The 17,413-nt window shown below is 45.5% G+C and carries 14 protein-coding genes; 9 read left to right on the forward strand and 5 right to left on the reverse strand.

Annotation, left to right across the window (positions count from 1 at the left end; genetic code table 11):
• Nucleotides 1–86 precede the first annotated feature (86 nt).
• From BM415_RS02440 to BM415_RS02450, 3 genes are read left to right on the forward strand one after another with little or no spacing between them, the layout of a single operon-like run.
• Nucleotides 87–1,232 carry a DUF4269 domain-containing protein gene (locus tag BM415_RS02440; RefSeq protein WP_091154201.1) on the forward strand — a complete coding sequence of 382 codons (1,146 nt, stop codon included), beginning with the start codon at nt 87–89 and terminating at the stop codon, nt 1,230–1,232.
• A gap of 58 nt (nt 1,233–1,290) precedes the next feature.
• Nucleotides 1,291–1,857: a hypothetical protein gene (locus BM415_RS02445; protein WP_091154204.1), complete on the forward strand. Its 567-nt coding sequence runs from the start codon at nt 1,291–1,293 to the stop codon at nt 1,855–1,857.
• A gap of 30 nt (nt 1,858–1,887) precedes the next feature.
• A complete protein-coding gene (locus BM415_RS02450) occupies nt 1,888–2,652 on the forward strand; it encodes a hypothetical protein (RefSeq protein ID WP_091154206.1) in 765 nt (254 codons plus the stop codon).
• Between the two features lie 87 nt (nt 2,653–2,739).
• Here BM415_RS02450 and pgmB read toward each other — a convergent pair whose 3' ends face one another.
• The 3 genes from pgmB to BM415_RS02465 form a co-directional block, all read right to left on the reverse strand.
• Complete coding sequence (gene pgmB, locus BM415_RS02455; protein ID WP_091154209.1) at nt 2,740–3,396, reverse strand: beta-phosphoglucomutase; 657 nt, start codon at nt 3,394–3,396, stop codon at nt 2,740–2,742.
• A gap of 24 nt (nt 3,397–3,420) precedes the next feature.
• Nucleotides 3,421–5,703 carry a glycoside hydrolase family 65 protein gene (locus BM415_RS02460; protein ID WP_091154210.1) on the reverse strand — a complete coding sequence of 761 codons (2,283 nt, stop codon included), beginning with the start codon at nt 5,701–5,703 and terminating at the stop codon, nt 3,421–3,423.
• Nucleotides 5,704–6,002: 299 nt separating this feature from the next.
• Complete coding sequence (locus BM415_RS02465; protein WP_091154213.1) at nt 6,003–7,025, reverse strand: LacI family DNA-binding transcriptional regulator; 1,023 nt, start codon at nt 7,023–7,025, stop codon at nt 6,003–6,005.
• A 352-nt stretch (nt 7,026–7,377) separates the two neighbouring features.
• Here BM415_RS02465 and BM415_RS02470 point away from each other — a divergent pair, with 352 nt between their 5' ends.
• Together BM415_RS02470 and BM415_RS02475 are read left to right on the forward strand one after the other, a co-directional pair.
• On the forward strand, nt 7,378–9,042 hold the full coding sequence (locus BM415_RS02470) for a PTS transporter subunit IIBC (RefSeq protein WP_091154215.1): 1,665 nt from the start codon (nt 7,378–7,380) through the stop codon (nt 9,040–9,042).
• A gap of 7 nt (nt 9,043–9,049) precedes the next feature.
• On the forward strand, nt 9,050–9,865 hold the full coding sequence (locus tag BM415_RS02475) for an endonuclease/exonuclease/phosphatase family protein (RefSeq protein ID WP_091154217.1): 816 nt from the start codon (nt 9,050–9,052) through the stop codon (nt 9,863–9,865).
• A 138-nt stretch (nt 9,866–10,003) separates the two neighbouring features.
• Here BM415_RS02475 and BM415_RS02480 read toward each other — a convergent pair whose 3' ends face one another.
• On the reverse strand, nt 10,004–11,866 hold the full coding sequence (locus BM415_RS02480) for an ABC transporter ATP-binding protein (protein ID WP_091154220.1): 1,863 nt from the start codon (nt 11,864–11,866) through the stop codon (nt 10,004–10,006).
• Nucleotides 11,859–13,595, reverse strand: coding sequence for an ABC transporter ATP-binding protein (locus BM415_RS02485; RefSeq protein WP_091154222.1), 1,737 nt, complete (start codon nt 13,593–13,595; stop codon nt 11,859–11,861). Before BM415_RS02485 ends, BM415_RS02480 begins: the two co-directional genes overlap by 8 nt.
• 303 nt (nt 13,596–13,898) lie before the next feature.
• On the opposite strand from BM415_RS02485, the gene BM415_RS02490 reads away from it, so the two are divergent.
• From BM415_RS02490 to BM415_RS02505, 4 genes are all read left to right on the forward strand, one after another.
• A complete protein-coding gene (locus BM415_RS02490) occupies nt 13,899–15,380 on the forward strand; it encodes an alpha-N-arabinofuranosidase (RefSeq protein WP_091154224.1) in 1,482 nt (493 codons plus the stop codon).
• 18 nt (nt 15,381–15,398) lie between these two features.
• A complete protein-coding gene (locus BM415_RS02495; RefSeq protein ID WP_091154226.1) occupies nt 15,399–15,680 on the forward strand; it encodes a DUF6171 family protein in 282 nt (93 codons plus the stop codon).
• A gap of 513 nt (nt 15,681–16,193) precedes the next feature.
• Nucleotides 16,194–16,775, forward strand: a complete 582-nt coding sequence (locus BM415_RS02500) for a DJ-1/PfpI family protein (RefSeq protein WP_091154228.1) — start codon at nt 16,194–16,196, stop codon at nt 16,773–16,775.
• 27 nt (nt 16,776–16,802) lie between these two features.
• Nucleotides 16,803–17,276 (forward strand): DinB family protein, encoded by a 474-nt coding sequence (locus BM415_RS02505; RefSeq protein ID WP_091154231.1) that lies wholly within the window; start codon nt 16,803–16,805, stop codon nt 17,274–17,276.
• Nucleotides 17,277–17,413 lie beyond the last annotated feature (137 nt).

Genomic DNA, 17,413 nt, shown 5'->3' on the forward strand with positions numbered 1-17,413 from the left:
GATAACTTACCTCATATGCTGCTGGCTTTGCTGTGTAGATCGTGTGGTACGGTTTGTGTACAGATAAATTGAAGGGGTTAACCACCATGGAAAACAAACATTTATATAAAGACATACGTTATTTAATAGATGGGAATGAGGCGCAGCAGGATGCATTCCGAGTTCTTAAACAATTCAAAGTCATGGAAATATTGCAAGTCTACAACCCCATTCTTACAGGAACTGTCCCCATTGCACTCAACATTGAGGGAAGCGATTTGGATATCATTTGCGAGGTTTACGATTTTGCTGAGTTTAGAGAGCGGCTGACAGATCAGTTTGGAGAATGCGAAGGCTTTGAAATATCCGAGAAAATCGTAAGCGGTATTAGACGGATGAAAGCCGGTTTTAGATTAGAGGGCTGGGATATTGAAGTTTTTGGTCAGCCGATTCCTACCTCTGAACAGAATGCTTACAGGCATATGCTCATTGAAGACCGGGTATTGAAGCTTGCTGGCGAAGACTTTCGAAGCTTAGTTGTATCCATGAAGAGAGGAGGAACGAAGACAGAACCGGCATTTTCGAGTCTTCTTGGACTTGAAGAGAAAGGAGATGCTTACGAGGCCATTTTAGAATTGGAGAACTGGACAGACGAGGAGATCAAGCAGGCATGTGGTGTATATGAAAGCAGTTCTAATCATATCAGAAGTATAAGTGAGCTTGTGAAAAAGAGTAAGTATTCTTATAAACCATCAACGGCTGACATTGACCCTGATTTTGGACCTAATCGAGAGTACAGTTTTCAGCGTTACATAGAGAATCATGCCATTCATGTCTCTCAAGGAGTTAATGAGAACTATGCACATCTGACCATTTATGGGAAAGATGAATTTACCTTCAAATGTACCTTGGTCGATGTAAAAAAAGAAACCCCCTCGCTCATTCCAGCCTTGGAAGCAAGTGTGATCGAGGATGATCATGAAGATTATGAATTCTATGATGCTATGCCTCACATTGGTGCTGTTGAAGTTCGAGATGTGGAATGGATATGCCTTCTACCCGAAGAACCTAAGGAGCTGGGAGAGAAATTTTTCACTTTTGTCAGCTCTTTTCTAAATCATCATTTTTATAATCGATCATCTGATATCAAAGAATTGGAACCTGTGAAGGAATATATCGAGAAGGATCATTGGTTTATGATGAAGTTCCCATTTGAAGGGAAGACCTATATCCGAACAAGACAGCTATGGTAAGACACATTTAGGCAGAAGATTACGGGATATCCTGTTAAGGAATAAGGAGGGGAGCAGCTTGAAGCATATACTTGGCATTTCCATTTGGGTCACCGGTGTACTGATTCTTGTTGTTTATTTGATATACCCTCTATTCCCTAAGAAGATTCATGTGGATGTACAAGGAGTGAAGTATCGTCTAGGCAGCCCTTCCATTGAGAAGCCAGTACAGGTTCAGGTAAATGGAGAGATCGATACGACCTTCCTTGGTAAAAGAACCTTTGAAGGAGAGATTGAGATTGAGGGCGAGGTCAACCCGATTTCAAAAGAATCAAAGTATACGCTGCAATTATCAGAATTGGATTACTCCGGGATGATTATGTATCACTATCCGTATAGGGATGAGGCTGGCGATCAACACGCGGGATCATTCATGTACGGCTTGCTAAATCAGCAAAATGATTTCCAGCAGGGGGCGATCCAGGTATTTCAACAGAAGGAAGAAGGGGCTAGTGCATGGAGCGGTGAGAATGGATACGTTATTGCTTATCCCGCGAATGACAGGGCTGAGGCGCTTGCACTTACGAATGAGATTTTACTTCCCCAATATCGGGAATACGATAGTTCGTTTCCTGCATTGCAATGATTCGATGGAATATGAGGAGGAAATATGAAGATGAATGCACCGAAGCAGATTCTTGAAGTATGGCATAAATTCGATGCTTTCCCCATGGAAACGCTGACCAAGGCATGGTATTATGATCAGTCCTCCGACCGTCAACGCAGTGTAGCACTTATGAAGGAGCATCGTGAGAGATACGGCACCTCGGGTAATTGCTTTGACCTGGCGATCTGGCTCATTGATGAGTTCAAACAGGCAGGGATTGAGGCTTATGCCATAGGAGAAGGCTTCGGTACAGAGGAGGCTCATGCAGCGGTATGTGCGCTGGACGAGCAAGGCCGGAGGTATTTTTGTGATTTGGGGGATCAATGGATTGAACCGATTCTTATGGACTTTATGCCTGACGAGTACAGAGGAGAGGCGCTCAGCGGATTTATTACAGGTGGCAGAATAAAGCTTAATAATCAGGGAAGCAATCACTTATCCTTCACCTGGGTCAGACCGAATGGCAAGACGAGCAGCCAGGTCTTTGATCTCACGCCGGTTGTGCTTCAGGATTTGATTGCTGCAGGAGAGCATTCCCAGTCCTTGCTGCGTAATGCACTTGTAGAGATGAGAGTCCCGATGGAGAATGCGGTCCATTGGGAGTACGACGGGGGAAGGAGCTTTATTAGCAGCAACCAAGAGCTCATCACGGAATCTCCCCTTCATCACATAGAGGATTGGGCTCAGCGAATATATAAAATGACCGGAATTCAGCCCGATGTGTCTGTAGCCGCTCTTAAGAAGTATAGACAAATTGCAACAGCTAAACCATGAAAAGAGCCGCTCCTATTAATGAAGTGCTTCCTGTCGAGTAAACAGGGAGCACTTCACTAAGGAAGCGGCTCTTATTACATATCAATGTTAAACTTTATTCGTATGACTGGACTTCAGTAAATCCAATGAAAGCTCTGATGTGGAGGATACTATGAGGTCAGCCTTCTGCATCTGAGCAGGTGTACCCACACCAACGGCATACATACCAGCGGAGAGAATAGACTCGATGCCAGCTTCTGCATCCTCAACGCCTACACAATCGGAAGGCAGGACGCCCAGCTCGGCTGCGCCAGTCAAGAAAATTTCTGGGTCAGGCTTGCCATTCTTAATCTGTGTTACGTCCACGACATGATCGAAGTAATGCGTCACTTCAAGCCGATCCAGAATAAACGGAGCGTTCTTGCTCGCAGATGCGAGTGCTATAAGGATACCTGCTTCTTTTAATTCCTTGAGCAGGCTCTCAATGCCGGGGAGAAGATCTGCCGGTGTTACTTTCTTGATCATTTCCTTGTACAGCTCATTCTTCTGATCGGCAAGCTGATATTTCTGCTCATCTGTGTACTCAGCATCTCCAAGTGCAAGGATCAGCTCAAGAGACTCCATCCGGCTTACGCCTTTGAGCTTCTCGTTATATTCTTTATCGAAAGGAAGTCCAAGCTCATCCGCAAGGCTCTTCCAGGCAAGGTAGTGGTACTCCGCTGTATCGGTTATCACGCCATCTAGATCAAAAATAACTGCTTTCACGTTAACATTCACCCGTTTCTTCGCTTAAGATGCGATTGTTGTTACTAACGCAGACTCATTCGTAATCTCGACTTCTTCTCCATACAATTCCATCGTGAGTGGTTCACCGGATACCAGTGTAATCTTCACTTCATCCTGTTCTACACTGATATTCAGCAGACGATCCCGGTAGTTAATATGGAACTTGTATTTCGTCCAGCCTTTAGGCAGGAACGGAGAGAAGCTGAGTGTTTCGTTATAGGTGCGCATCCCGGCAAATCCTTGGACGATCGCAAGCCAGCTGCCTGTCATGGATGTAATATGCAGACCGTCTTCAGTATCGTTATTGTAGTTATCCAGATCAAGACGCGCTGTGCGTTTGTACATTTCCACTGCTTTTTCTTCCATCTTCAGTTCGGCAGCAAGCACAGCATGAATGGAAGGAGACAGAGAAGATTCGTGTACCGTCATCGGCTCATAGAAGCTGAAGTTGCGTTCTTTTTCCTCGATCGTGAACTGATCCCCGAAGAAGTAAATGCCTTGGAGTACATCTGCCTGCTTAATGAACGGTGAACGCAGGATTTTATCCCAAGACCATTTCTGGTTTAGCGGCAGCTCTTCCTTCGCAAGCGACGATACCGGACGCAGATCCTTATCCAGGAAAGTGTCATGCTGTACAAATACACCCAGCTCTTCATCATACGGGAAGTACATATGCTCTACGATATCCGACCATTTCGCCAGTTCGCTCTCGGTTAAGCCAAGCTCTTGTGTTCTTGCTTCGGCTACTTTAGACAAGCTGTCCATTGTATATTTCAAGACCCAAGCTGCGATCTTGTTCGTGTACCAGTTATTGTTTACGTTGTTCTCATATTCATTAGGTCCGGTTACACCGTGAATCATATATTTGCCAGCACGCTTGGAGTAGTGAACCCGATCTGCCCAGAAACGGCTGATTTCAACGAGGACTTCGATGCCTTCATTCACAAGATAGCTGGTGTCTCCGGTATAGTTCGTATAATTATAGATTGCATAAGCAATAGCTCCGTTACGATGAATTTCTTCAAACGTAATTTCCCACTCGTTATGACACTCTACCCCTGTGAAAGTGACCATTGGATACAGCGCGCCCTTCAGTCCTTGCTGACGTGCATTATGATGAGCACCTGCAAGCTGATTATGACGATAACGAAGCAGGTTCTCGGTTACGCGCTTATCTGCAAGCGCCAAGTACATAGGTACTGCATAAGCTTCTGTATCCCAGTACGTTGCACCGCCGTATTTCTCACCCGTGAAGCCTTTAGGACCGATATTCAGACGCTCATCATGACCATAATAGGTGGAGAAGAGCTGGAAGATGTTGAAGCGAATTCCTTGCTGAGCTTCGATATCACCAGAGATTTCGATGTCCGCTTTGTCCCAGCGCTCAGCCCAAGCATTGATATGCTCCTCTTTCAACATGTCATATCCTTTATTCATGGCTTCCATCATCATGCTCTCAGCATTAGGAATCAGCTGGTCTGTAGCCATATCACGGGAAGTAGTGACAACGACAAATTTCTGAACCGCTGCTGCTGCCTTTGGAGCAACGTCATAGACATAATGAACTGCGGCGAATAGGCCGGCTTCTTCTGTCTTCTTGGAAGTTACGTTCTCTGTGACAACGCCCATTGTTGAATTGACGGTGAAGCGTTCCACACCAAATGGATTTTCTTTCGTTGTGGCTGCAAGGCTAACATAAGGCTCGCCGACTTTGCGGTCCGCTTCAACCCAGAACGTTTCCTCGTAGTTCGCGTCCTCATTCTTTGTATCTGCATCCAGATAAGGGATCAGCTCAACATTCATGTTTTGATCCGTCAGGTTGGTCACACGATAATCGATCAGGCACAGCTCCAGCTTCGATATGCTGAGGAAGCGCTCCGTTTCAATTCGAACCTGTCCATTGACCGTAAATGAACGACGAAGAATGCCTTCCTTCATGTCGAGCTCTTGATAGAAATCAGTCACTGTATCTTTATACAGATCGACTTCAGCACCGTTGATAAGGACACGGATTCCGATAAAATTCATGGCATTGATTACTTTGCCGAAATAATGCGGATAGCCATTTTTCCACCAGCCGACCTTCGTCTTATCCGGAAACCATACGCCGGAAATATAAGTACCTTGATGATGATCACCAGAATATGTTTCTTCAAAATTCCCTCGCATTCCCATATAGCCGTTACCTATGGAGGTCATGCTCTCCTGCAAGCGCAGGTCCTCTTTATGAAGCTCCGTTGTGGAAATCTTCCAGGCATCGATATCAAAAATACGTTTATATGACATTTGAATCCTCCTTGGGCAGCGTATAAGCACGCCATACCTATTTGGTTGGTTTTTAGCAGTGAAGTGGGCGAATCTTAAGTAGTGGTTATGAACATTGAACTCTTCTCTGTCAGCATATGTCATAAGTCTGCATTTTACTTCAGAGTTCGTGAGCTTAAACCCAAAATGTAAGTGTTATCATTTGATTGCGATTACAGTATATAGTGCAACCGGTTGCCCTGTCAATTAAAAAAACAGCCTGCATGAAAAAAAGCTGTCTGCATTCATGAATGCAAACAGCTTGCTCGGGTATCTTCAGACTATGATGGATCTTCATTTATCCTCGTACATGAGGCACGTTCCACGATTCGGTGGGGCACAATAATGTGCTTGGTCATTTCTTTCGGATCCTGAATTTTCTCAATCAGGCTCTTGGCAGCCTGGTAACCCAGCTTGAAAATATCGATATCGACAGATGTGAGTGGCGGGTTCATCATATCAGCAAGTGTTAAGTTGTTGTAGCTGATCAGCGAGCATTGTTCCGGAAGTCGAATCCCGATTTGCTGCAGCGCTCTTTGCAAAGGCAGCGCAATAATGTCGTCACCGACGATCATGGCCGTAGGGGGCGTGTCCAATTGGAACAGGGCGGCAATATCTTCATTGGTGTACGATGTCCCGAGCAAGTAACGGGAATCCCACTCCAGATTCAGTTCGGCAAGTGCAGCTTGATATCCACGTACCCGTTCCTTGTGCACCGTTCTTGCTGTATCTGCTCCAACATAAGCAATTCGGCGATGACCGAGCTCATAGAGGTATGTAACAACATCTTTCCCTGCCTGGAAATTGTCATTGTCTACATGGGTTGTTTCACTAACATATTGCTGAGGCTTACCAATAACGGTATAGGGGATTTTTTCATTGTGAAAAAAATCAACAACCGGGTCTTCGGGCTTGGAGTACAGGACGATAAAACCGTCTACACGGTTGGCCCTCGTCATCATTCTTACACGAGACAAGAGCTCTGTATCATCTCTGCCGGTCACAATGGCCATTGTAAAGTTTTTTTCATTGGATAGTTCACTGATGCCCCGAATGCTCTCCAGAAAAAACGGATTCTGGAATATAGTTACATCCGCTTCAGGCATAATAATGCCAAGGGACTGAGTCATCCGGTTAGCCAAACTTTGCGCCGAATAATTGGGTTCATATCCAAGCGCTTTCATCTCTTTGCGAACCCGTGCCTTGGTGGCTTCACTAATCTTGGGGCTGTCCTGAATGACACGGGATACGGTGGAAGTAGCAACATTGGCTCGTTTAGCAATATCTTTAATTGTTACTGCCATCGCTGAATCTCCTTTAATTTGCGTTATTCTGATGTATTTATCATACACACACATAGACATATAAAACAATGCAGGACAAATAAAAAAATTAGGAACTTTAAAAAATGGGTTGCAAAATGAAAGCGAATAATTTTATAATAGCACTGCAACCGATTGCACTAAAGTTGCACGATCTTGCAATAACTCCTTTTCTTAAGCCATGGCACATTTTTAAGGAAGATGAAATCGCTTTTTTATCAATCTCAGTGTCACCGGCTTTATAAACATAGGATTTTGTAAGGGATTTCTGAATGCGATATCAACAGGGCATTCAGACCAAGCTGCACAATAAAAAACACAAGAGGTAACGCATATGAAAAAACTTCTGTCTTTTGAGTTTTGGCAAAAATTCGGTAAAGCCTTGCTAGTCGTCGTTGCCGTTATGCCGGCTGCAGGAATCATGATCTCTCTTGGTAAAGTGATCGCGATGTTTGCAGAGAATATTGCCTTCCTTGTCACCGTAGGTAGTGTCATGGAAAACCTGGGTTGGGGTATTATTAACAACCTTCATATCTTGTTTGCCGTCGCGATTGGTGGATCGTGGGCTAAAGAAAGAGCAGGAGGGGCATTTGCAGCACTCATCGCCTTCATTCTGATTAATATTACAACAGGTACCATTCTGGGTGTATCAAATGATATGCTTAACCAGGAAGGTGCAACCACAACGACGCTGTTTGGGCAAATGATCACCGTAGATGGTTACTTCACCTCCGTACTTGGTGCTCCTGCACTGAATATGGGTGTGTTCGTCGGTATTATTTCTGGTTTCCTTGGAGCCGTTGTATTCAATAAATACTACAACTATCGTAAGCTTCCAGAAGCTCTGGCATTTTTCAACGGTAAGCGATTCGTTCCGTTCGTTGTTATTCTGTGGTCTGTTATTGTTGCGGTAATCATGTCCGCTTTCTGGCCGTTTATCCAAACGGGAATTAACAGCTTCGGTAAATGGCTTGCGACTTCAGGTGAATCTGCACCATTCATTGCACCATTTCTGTACGGAACGCTGGAGCGTGTGCTGCTGCCATTCGGGCTTCACCACATGCTGACCATTCCAATTAACTACACAGAGCTTGGCGGTATTTATACAGTACTGACTGGCGGTAATGCTGGCGGCACGGTTGCTGGACAAGATCCGCTCTGGCTTGCTTGGGCAAGTGACCTTGCCAATCTGCATGGTACGGATCCAATGGCGTATCAGCAGCTTATGGACTCCGTAACTCCAGCACGTTTCAAAGTAGGGCAAATGATTGCAGGCGCTGGTATTCTGATGGGTATTGCACTTGCGATGTATCGCAGAGTGGATAAGGACAAGCGTTCTAAATACAAATCCATGTTCTTGTCAGCTGGTCTTGCGGTATTCCTGACAGGAGTTACTGAGCCGCTTGAGTTTATGTTTATGTTTGCTGCTCCTGTACTTTACGGTGTATATGCGGTCATTACTGGCCTTGCCTTCGGTATCGCTGATATTATTGATCTGAGACTTCATTCGTTCGGTATGATCGAGCTGCTGACTAGAATTCCGCTGTCGATCAATGCAGGCCTTGTTGCCGATATTATTAACTTTGTCATTACTACCGTTGTATTCTTTGCAGGCTCCTACTTTATCGCTTACTTCATGATTGGGAAATTTAAGATGGCTACACCAGGACGTCTTGGGAATTATACGGATGAAGAGTCCGATAAGACAGCGTCTACTGCAGAAGCTGCGGGAGAGAACATTCCTGCTGCTGCAACCGCTGGAGATGATCTCCCTGCCCAAATCATTGCCACGCTCGGCGGCCCATCCAATATTGTCGATGTGGATGCCTGCATGACTCGCTTGCGGATTACTGTGAATGATGTGAATGCGGTGGGTAATGAAGAGGAATGGAAGAAGCTCGGAGCTCTTGGACTGATCAAGAAAGATAACGGAATTCAAGCCATCTATGGTCCAAAAGCCGACGTTCTGAAGTCCGACATTCAAGACAGACTAGGGTGATTACAATTTGAAGATTCTAACATTGAACACGCATGCCTGGATGGAGGAGGATCAGCTGACCAAGATTGATCAGCTGGCCGAGTTCATTCGCACACAGGATTTTGATATCATTGCGCTGCAGGAAGTGAATCAGTCACAGCGTGAGGTACCATTGTCCGATGACGATCTGAAACACTTCTACGTTACAGATGATCAAGCGGTAGTGAAGGCAGATAATTATGCTCATGTATTGCGCGCTCAAATCGGTATGGATTATTACTGGACTTATATCCCGATCCATGTGGGATTTGAGAAGTATGATGAAGGACTTGCTTTCTTATCGAAAACTCCGATCCTTGATGCCTTTGAAGCCTATGTTTCCGAAATGAGGGACTATGACAATTACCGTACCCGCAAAATATTAGGGATCAAAACGGTCATCTCAGGAGAAGAAACCTGGTTTGTGAATGGTCATTATGGCTGGTGGCATGATGAGGAATCCTTCAGAGGACAATGGGATAACTCACTGGCTGTACTAGAGAAGGTGAAGGGTCAGCCGGCCTTCATTATGGGTGATTTTAATAATGCAGCTCATCTTGAAGGTGAAGGCTACGACTATGTTACACAGAGCGGATGGTATGACTGTTACGAGATGGCAGAAGAGAAGGATGAGGGTTATACCGTCGTGAAAGCCATCGCCGGCTGGGAGAATAATAAGCAGAAGCTGCGGATTGATTATGTATTCAGTAACCGTAAGCTTGCTGTTAAGTCCTCCAAGGTCGTACTGGATGGCAAACTCAGCCCGATTGTCTCTGATCACTCCGGTGTGGCTGTAACGATATAAGTGTATTCGCAATAAAATAGACCGGATCAATAAAAAGCACACGTTTCTGCAGGAAAGTTCTGCAGAGCGTGTGCTTTTTATTTTCGCAGGATTTTGCATAATTCGAATTTATTCTTTTTCGGACTATGCAAGTTCCGCTCAGATTGCTTGATGAAATTGACTGGTAAACAGCTTGTAATATCGGCCTTCCGGTCCGATGGCAAGCAGCTCCTCATGCGTCCCTTGCTCAACAAGGCACCCCTGCTCCATATACAGAATGCGGTCCGCATCTTGAATAGTACTGAGCCGATGGGCAATTACAAAGCTGGTTCTGCCATGCATCAACGTCTTCATCGCTTCTTGAATATACATCTCGGTTCGGGTATCTACACTGCTGGTAGCTTCATCTAATATGAGGATGGCTGGATCTGCAAGTATTGCCCTTGCAATCGTGAGCAGCTGACGCTGACCATGGCTTAGATTGCTGCCTTCTGCACTGAGCTTCGTATCGTAGCCGTCCGGTAATCTACGAATAAATCGATCGGCATTGGCCATTTCAGCAGCCTGTTTAATCTCTTCATCTGTTGCATCCAATCTTCCAAAGGCGATGTTGTCTCTGATGGTTCCAGAAAAAACATGTGCATCCTGCAGCACCATACCGAGCTGCTTGCGTAAACTCTTCTTATCCAGTGTACGAATGGATTCGCCATCCACTAAGATATCCCCGCTCGCTGTATCGTAAAAGCGGGTAAGCAAATTGACGATTGTCGTCTTGCCTGCTCCAGTCGGCCCAACAAGGGCGATCTTCTCACCGGGATGAGCTTCAAAGCTAATATCCGTCAGAATCGGATTCTCCGGCTTATAATGAAAGCAGACCTGATCAAACTGAACAGAACCTTTGATATTCATAATCGTCTTGCCGCTATTGTGATCTTCCTTATCGTCCTCATACTCCGACTTCATATCCATAATCTCAAATACTCGCTCAGCACCGGCTACAGCAGATTGTATCAGATTGTACTGATTGGCAAGCTCCGAGATAGGACGACCGAACTGCTTGGAGTAGTTCAGGAAGCTGACGACAATCCCGACAGATACCATCTCATTCTGAAACACCATCCATCCGCCTACAGCAGCAATAAGCGCAAAGCTTAAGTTGTTGATGACGTTCATGAAGGGACCCATCATACCCGATACGATTTGAGCCTTGATTCCGACCTTGTTAAGCTGTTCGCTAATGTCCTTGAATCTTACGATTTCCTGCTCCTCCCGCCGGTACAGCTTGACGACCTTTTGGCCGCTGATTGTTTCTTCGATCATGCCATTCAATTGGCCGAGCTGCTGCTGTTGTCCTTTAAAATAAATACGTGTGAGCTTGACAATCTGACGGGTCGAGATCAGGACGAGCGGAATGCTGATCAGTGCGACCAGTGTAAGCGGCACATTCAGGCTGAGCATGATCAGGAAGGATCCGACAAGGGTAACAAGACTATTCAGCAGCTGGGTAACGCTTTGGTTGAGTGTATTTGATACGTTCTCAATATCATTCGTCGCCCGGCTCATCAGCTCACCATTGTTCCGCGTGTCAAAAAATTGAACCGGGAGGTCCTGATATTTGGCGAATAAATCGCTTCTGAGATGGAGTACCGTTTTTTGTGAGACACTGGTCATTACATAAGATTGAATCCAGGTAACGATACTGCCTAACAGATATATTGCAAGCATGATTAAGCATAAACGAATCAGTCCTGTGTAATCTCCAGGAACAATATAATCATCGATTGCTACCCCGATTAGATAAGGTCCAGCCAAAGCGATCACTGCGCTTAGTATGGTGAACAGGTAGACGATAAGCAGGGCAGAACGCTGCTTGTTCAGATAATTCCATATTCGCTTGATGGTCGCCGCTGTATTCCTGGGTCTTACTTTAATTGAACCGGCGGGCTGTCCGCCAGCAGGTCCTCGCGGCCCAGGCCCTGGCATTGCAAAAGCGGGTTTGTTCATCTCCTGCTTATCAGACATAAGATGATTCCTCCTTACGCTGAGAGCGATAAATATCCTGATAGACCTGGCTCGTCAGCATCAGCTCGTCATGGGTGCCCATGGCAGCGATTGATCCTTGCTCCAGCACAATAATCTGATCCGCCCGCATGACTGACGAAATCCGCTGAGCGATAATCAGCCTTGTCGTATCTTTCATTTTCATCTCCAGAGCCTGCTGAATTCGAGATTCTGTCTTCAAATCGACCGCGCTGGTGCTGTCATCCAGAATTAATATGGATGGTTTCGTGAGTAGTGCTCTGGCTATAGATATCCGCTGCTTCTGTCCGCCGGACAAATTGATGCCTCTTTGTCCAAGCAGCGTATCATATCCATGCTCCAGCTGTCGGATAAATGGGTCAGCTTCTGCGGCCGCTGCTGCACGAAGGATCTCTTCATCGGTTGCATCCGGGTTCCCATAGCGGATATTATCTCGAATGGTACCGCTGAACAGAAGAGCCTGCTGCATGACCATGGCCACTTCCTGTCTGAGGTAGTTAAGATCGAGATGCTGGACATTCACACCGTTCACGACAATTTCTCCACTGCTTGCTTCATATAATCGCGGAATCAGACTAACGAGCGAGGACTTGCCTGACCCTGTAGCACCGAGTATGGCCAAAGTCTCCCCTGGCTGAACAGTGAAGCTGATATCTCTTAATGTAAGGTCACCGCCATTAGAGCTGTACGCAAAAGATACATTTTTAAATTCAACACTGCCGCGCTTATCACCATCCGGATAAACAGGAGAGGAAGGATTAGCGATTTCGGATTTGGTCTCCAGCACTTCATTTACGCGATCAGCCGATACCTTGGCACGCGATACAAAAGCCAGCATGTTGCTCAGCATCAGCATGGACATGAGCAGCTGGGTCACGTAGTTGATAAACGCGATCAGCTTACCGATCTCAAGCCCCCCGCCCCAGTGCTGCAAGCCCCCAAACCATAACACGGCGACAATACTGAAGTTAAGAATCAGCGTCATCAGCGGCATGTTCAGAGCCATCAGTCGATTGGCGCGAATTGCAGCGTCGGTATATTCCTCGTTTGCTGTACCAAATCTTTGCTGCTCATGACCTTTCCGAACGAAAGCCTTAATCACGCGAATGCCGGATAGATTCTCTTGAAGCACTGTATTGACGCTGTCCAGTTTGGACTGCATTTTGGTAAAGAGCGGAAATGAACGCTTCATTAATATAAAGAGGATAAGGAAGAGTGCAGGTACGGATACGAACAAGATGGTGGTCAAGCTTGGGCTGAGCAGTATTGCCATTACAAGGCTGCCAATTAGCAGCAAAGGCGTCCGGACAAAGGTTCGAAGGATCATCTGCACAAAAGTCTGGAGCTGGACAACATCGTTGGTGAGACGGGTAATGAGTGAGCCTGTCTTCATCACATCCAGATTAAGAAACGAGAAGGATTGGATACGTTCAAACAGTTTAATTCGCAGATCCTTGCCAAAGCTTTGGGAAGCGATACTGGAAAATATGCTGCACCCTGCACCGCCGATCAGTCCGATGAGTGCTACTCCAATCATCAGCAGTCCCGTATCCCTGATATGGGCAAGATCATTTTTCATGATGCCTTCATCTACGATGCTCGCCATAAGTCTCGGCTGGAGAAGATCCATGTACACTTCTAGCAGCATAAGCAGCGGAGCGAGGATGCTGGCCGCAAGATAAGGCTTCAAAAATGGAAGCAGTCTGGACATAAAGTTCACCTTTCAATATGGTTTAATAGTTATTTTTTTCTACTACAACGATATGCTGTTAACTTATACGATATATCGTTTAATGTCAATTGACTCATTCCTGTTTTTTATATAGCCAGGTCATATAGTTTGGATTCAGATTTGAGACAGGGATATGCCACATTGAATTAACAAAAATATAATTTCTGCAAATATATAAATAAGCGTTTACACAGTAGTTATATTAGGTTTATTATGGATACATAGTTGGATGAATTACTTTAATGGATTTATTATTTTATTAATTCAATTGGAGGTAATATCATGGTTAAAGTTGTTGTACATACGGATGTTCGAAAAAGTCAGATTAACAAAAATATCTATGGTCAATTCTCAGAGCATTTGGGACGCTGTGTATATGAGGGCATCTGGGTCGGTTACGATTCACCGATACCGAATACGGATGGGATTCGTAATGATGTAATTGGAGCACTGAAGGAATTGCAGGTTCCTGTACTTCGCTGGCCGGGCGGCTGCTTTGCTGACGAATATCACTGGCAGGATGGAATCGGTCCATATGAGAATCGTCCGCGTATGCTGAATACACACTGGGGCGGTGTAGAAGAGAACAATCACTTTGGTACACATGAGTTCATGCGTTTGTGCGAGCTGATCGGAGCCGAGCCTTATATTTGCGGTAATGTGGGCAGCGGGACCGTCTATGAAATGCAGCAATGGGTTGAATATATGAACAACGGCGGTCAATCTCCAATGGCGAGTCTGCGGGCACAGAACGGAAGAGAAGAGCCTTGGAATGTTAAATATTTTGGTGTCGGTAATGAAAGCTGGGGCTGCGGCGGTAATATGAGACCTGAATATTACGCGGATCTGTATCGTCGTTATGCAACATACGTACGTAACTACACTTCCGAGTCTGTCTACAAAATCGCTTGCGGGCCGAATACAGCCGATTATCATTGGACAGAAGTGCTCATGCGTGAAGCGGGTAAATTTATGAATGGGCTGAGCCTTCATTATTACACAACAGGCACAGGCATCTGGGAGAAGAAGGGTAGTGCGACCGGCTTTACTGCGGAGGATTGGTTTACGACATTAAAAGCTACATTATATATGGAAGAATTAATTGTTAAGCACTCTGCCATCATGGATAAATATGATCCTGAGAAAAAGGTAGGTCTCATCATCGATGAGTGGGGCACATGGTTTGAGGTTGAACCGGGGACGAACCCGGGCTTCCTGTATCAGCAAAACACACTGCGCGATGCGCTCGTTGCAGGTATTAATCTTAACCTGTTCCATGAGTATTCAGATCGTGTCCAAATGTCGAACATCGCTCAGATCGTTAACGTGCTTCAGGCAATGATCCTGACAGAAGGTGCAAATATGGTTCTTACACCGACGTATCATGTATTTAACATGTTTAAGGTGCATCAGGATGCACATCTGCTGCAAACGCATTATGTGAGCCCTTCCTATTCCAATGGAACAGATGAGATACCGCAGCTGAGCATCTCTTCTTCGGTGGATGCGAACGGACATATTCATGTCTCTGCTTGTAATCTCAGCCATCAGGATTCCCTTACCGTAGATTTGGATTTGGTAGGCTTAAGCGGAGCCGAGATTAGTGGTCAAGTGCTTACGGCTAGCGAGCTTGATGCTCACAACTCCCTTGGCAACCCAGAGCAAGTGGCGCCAAAAGCATTGGAAGGAATCACTGTAGAACAGAACGCTGTACGGTTCTCACTTCCAGCGGCTTCCGTTGCGGTGATCAAAATCGTCTCTTAAGAAAGGGTGACTTCCAAGATGACGACAAGATCTGAAACAGAGCTCTGCAAGGGCTGTACCGCAAGCGTCCATGTCAGTGAATCTGAGTTGGAGCAGCTGGAGGAAGCTTATACAGAGAGCAATACAGGCAAGGAGGAAGCCAGCCGTGAGCTATACAGAGAGCGCCTTGCCGCATGCAGAAGCTGTGATGGATTCATATATGGGACGACCTGCCGATATTGTGGCTGTCTCATTCCGCTGAAGGCTAAGGTGCTGGAGGCGACATGTCCTTATCCTTTTGAGCCTAAGTGGGAGAGGTAAAAACAGACCAAAGGAAGCGTCAAGGGCCGGCTCTTGGGTGCTTCGTCAACGAATGCTCAAGTACGATCGTTCTTGGCCTGGAATGATAGGATTGAATTTTAAGTTGTAATCATTTCAGGCCAAATACGAACGCTGGCGCTTCTCCCTCTGAGCATTTCGTTTCCTTCGCATATGAGCCGGCAAAGAAGGAAGCCCCCACCTATCCTAGGTAGTGGGGAGGGTAAATAGGTCCGACACTGCACTTCTTGGTAGAAGCAGAGGTCGGACCTTTTTATTTTGTGGGAGCCGGCTTGTGGGGTGCTGCGTCAACGAATGCTCGGGTCCAATCGTTCTTGGCCTTGGTGATTCTTGCTCCTCATCATTGGTGAATGTACATTGATGAGGTATAAAATGTATGGTGAAAAGCAATTTCATAATATTAATGAGTTATGAAATTGATGCAAATAATACAAATTAACCTATAATAAGGGTGTAGTGCCTTTTCAAGATCATTTTTCGAGAGAGGTGTTCGATGTGAAGATAGCTATGGTAGTATTCAACGGCATGACTTTTTTGGATTTTATCGGTTTTTATGATGTAATTGCCAGATTGAAATCTTGTACAGAAACAAATAACACCACATGGGACATATGCGGGATTCAGGAGGAAGTTAGTGACGAGCATGGGATGACGGTGAAGGTCACGAAAGTAAAGCCCGATTTAAAGGATTATGATATGGTATTTGTCCCCGGAGGATCAGGAACACGAACCCTTCAATCCGATGATGAGTTTATGAGCTGGTTTAAAGGAGCGGCTGATACGAAATTCAAGGTGTCCGCATGTACAGGCTCTTTGCTGCTCGGCGCCGCTGGGTTTCTGACGGATAAGAGAGCGACAACGCATCCATTTCAATATGATCTGCTTGCTCCTCATTGCAAGGAAGTCGTTAAATGCCGGCTGGTACGGGATGGGCATGTTATTACCGGCGGAGGTGTAGCCGCTTCGATTGATCTCGGACTGTATGTGCTCGGTCTATTTGTTCCAGATGAACAAGTTCAACAGATTAGAAAGCAAATGGATTACCCATATAGACAACGCGATATTGTAACTGCTTAGCATTTCAATAGATGGAGTTGATTGATTTTGAAAATGCTGTTTGAATATAATTGGCAGGTTCGTGAAGAGTGGTTCGACTGGTGCAGCCAAGTCCCTGAAGAGGAGCTGGTTAGGGAGCGTGAAGGAGGCTTGGGCAGCATTTTAAGAACCCTATTTCATATCGTAGATATTGAACAAGCGTGGATAAATGGACTCCAAGGGGTTCCGGAGTTTCATTATACTTACGAGGATTATTCTTCGTTAGAGGAGATAAAAGCGTTATCACAGCGCTGCCGTCCTCAGGTTGAAACGATCATAAGACAGTGGTCTGATGAGATGGATCGTAAGATGTTCTATTCATTCTCATATGCCGAAGTCATTCGCCATGTGGCAGTTCATGAAATTCATCATGTAGGGCAATTGTCGGTATGGTCTCGCCAGATTGGCCTTCCTCCGATAACTGCAAATTTAATACTGAGAGGCCTAAGCTTGGATGGTTCATACAACGAGAAACTACTTTGACAGCCTGCCATCTGGGAATGATCTGAAAATTGGAGAAGCTCAGGAAACATAAGGTATGTAATAAATGCTCAGGCTCATATGCTCGGATGTTACACCTCTTTTGTACAAGCAAAAGAGGTGTTTTCTATTCAAAAGTT

This window comes from Paenibacillus sp. 453mf (assembly GCF_900116105.1).
GTDB lineage: Bacteria > Bacillota > Bacilli > Paenibacillales > Paenibacillaceae > Paenibacillus > Paenibacillus provencensis.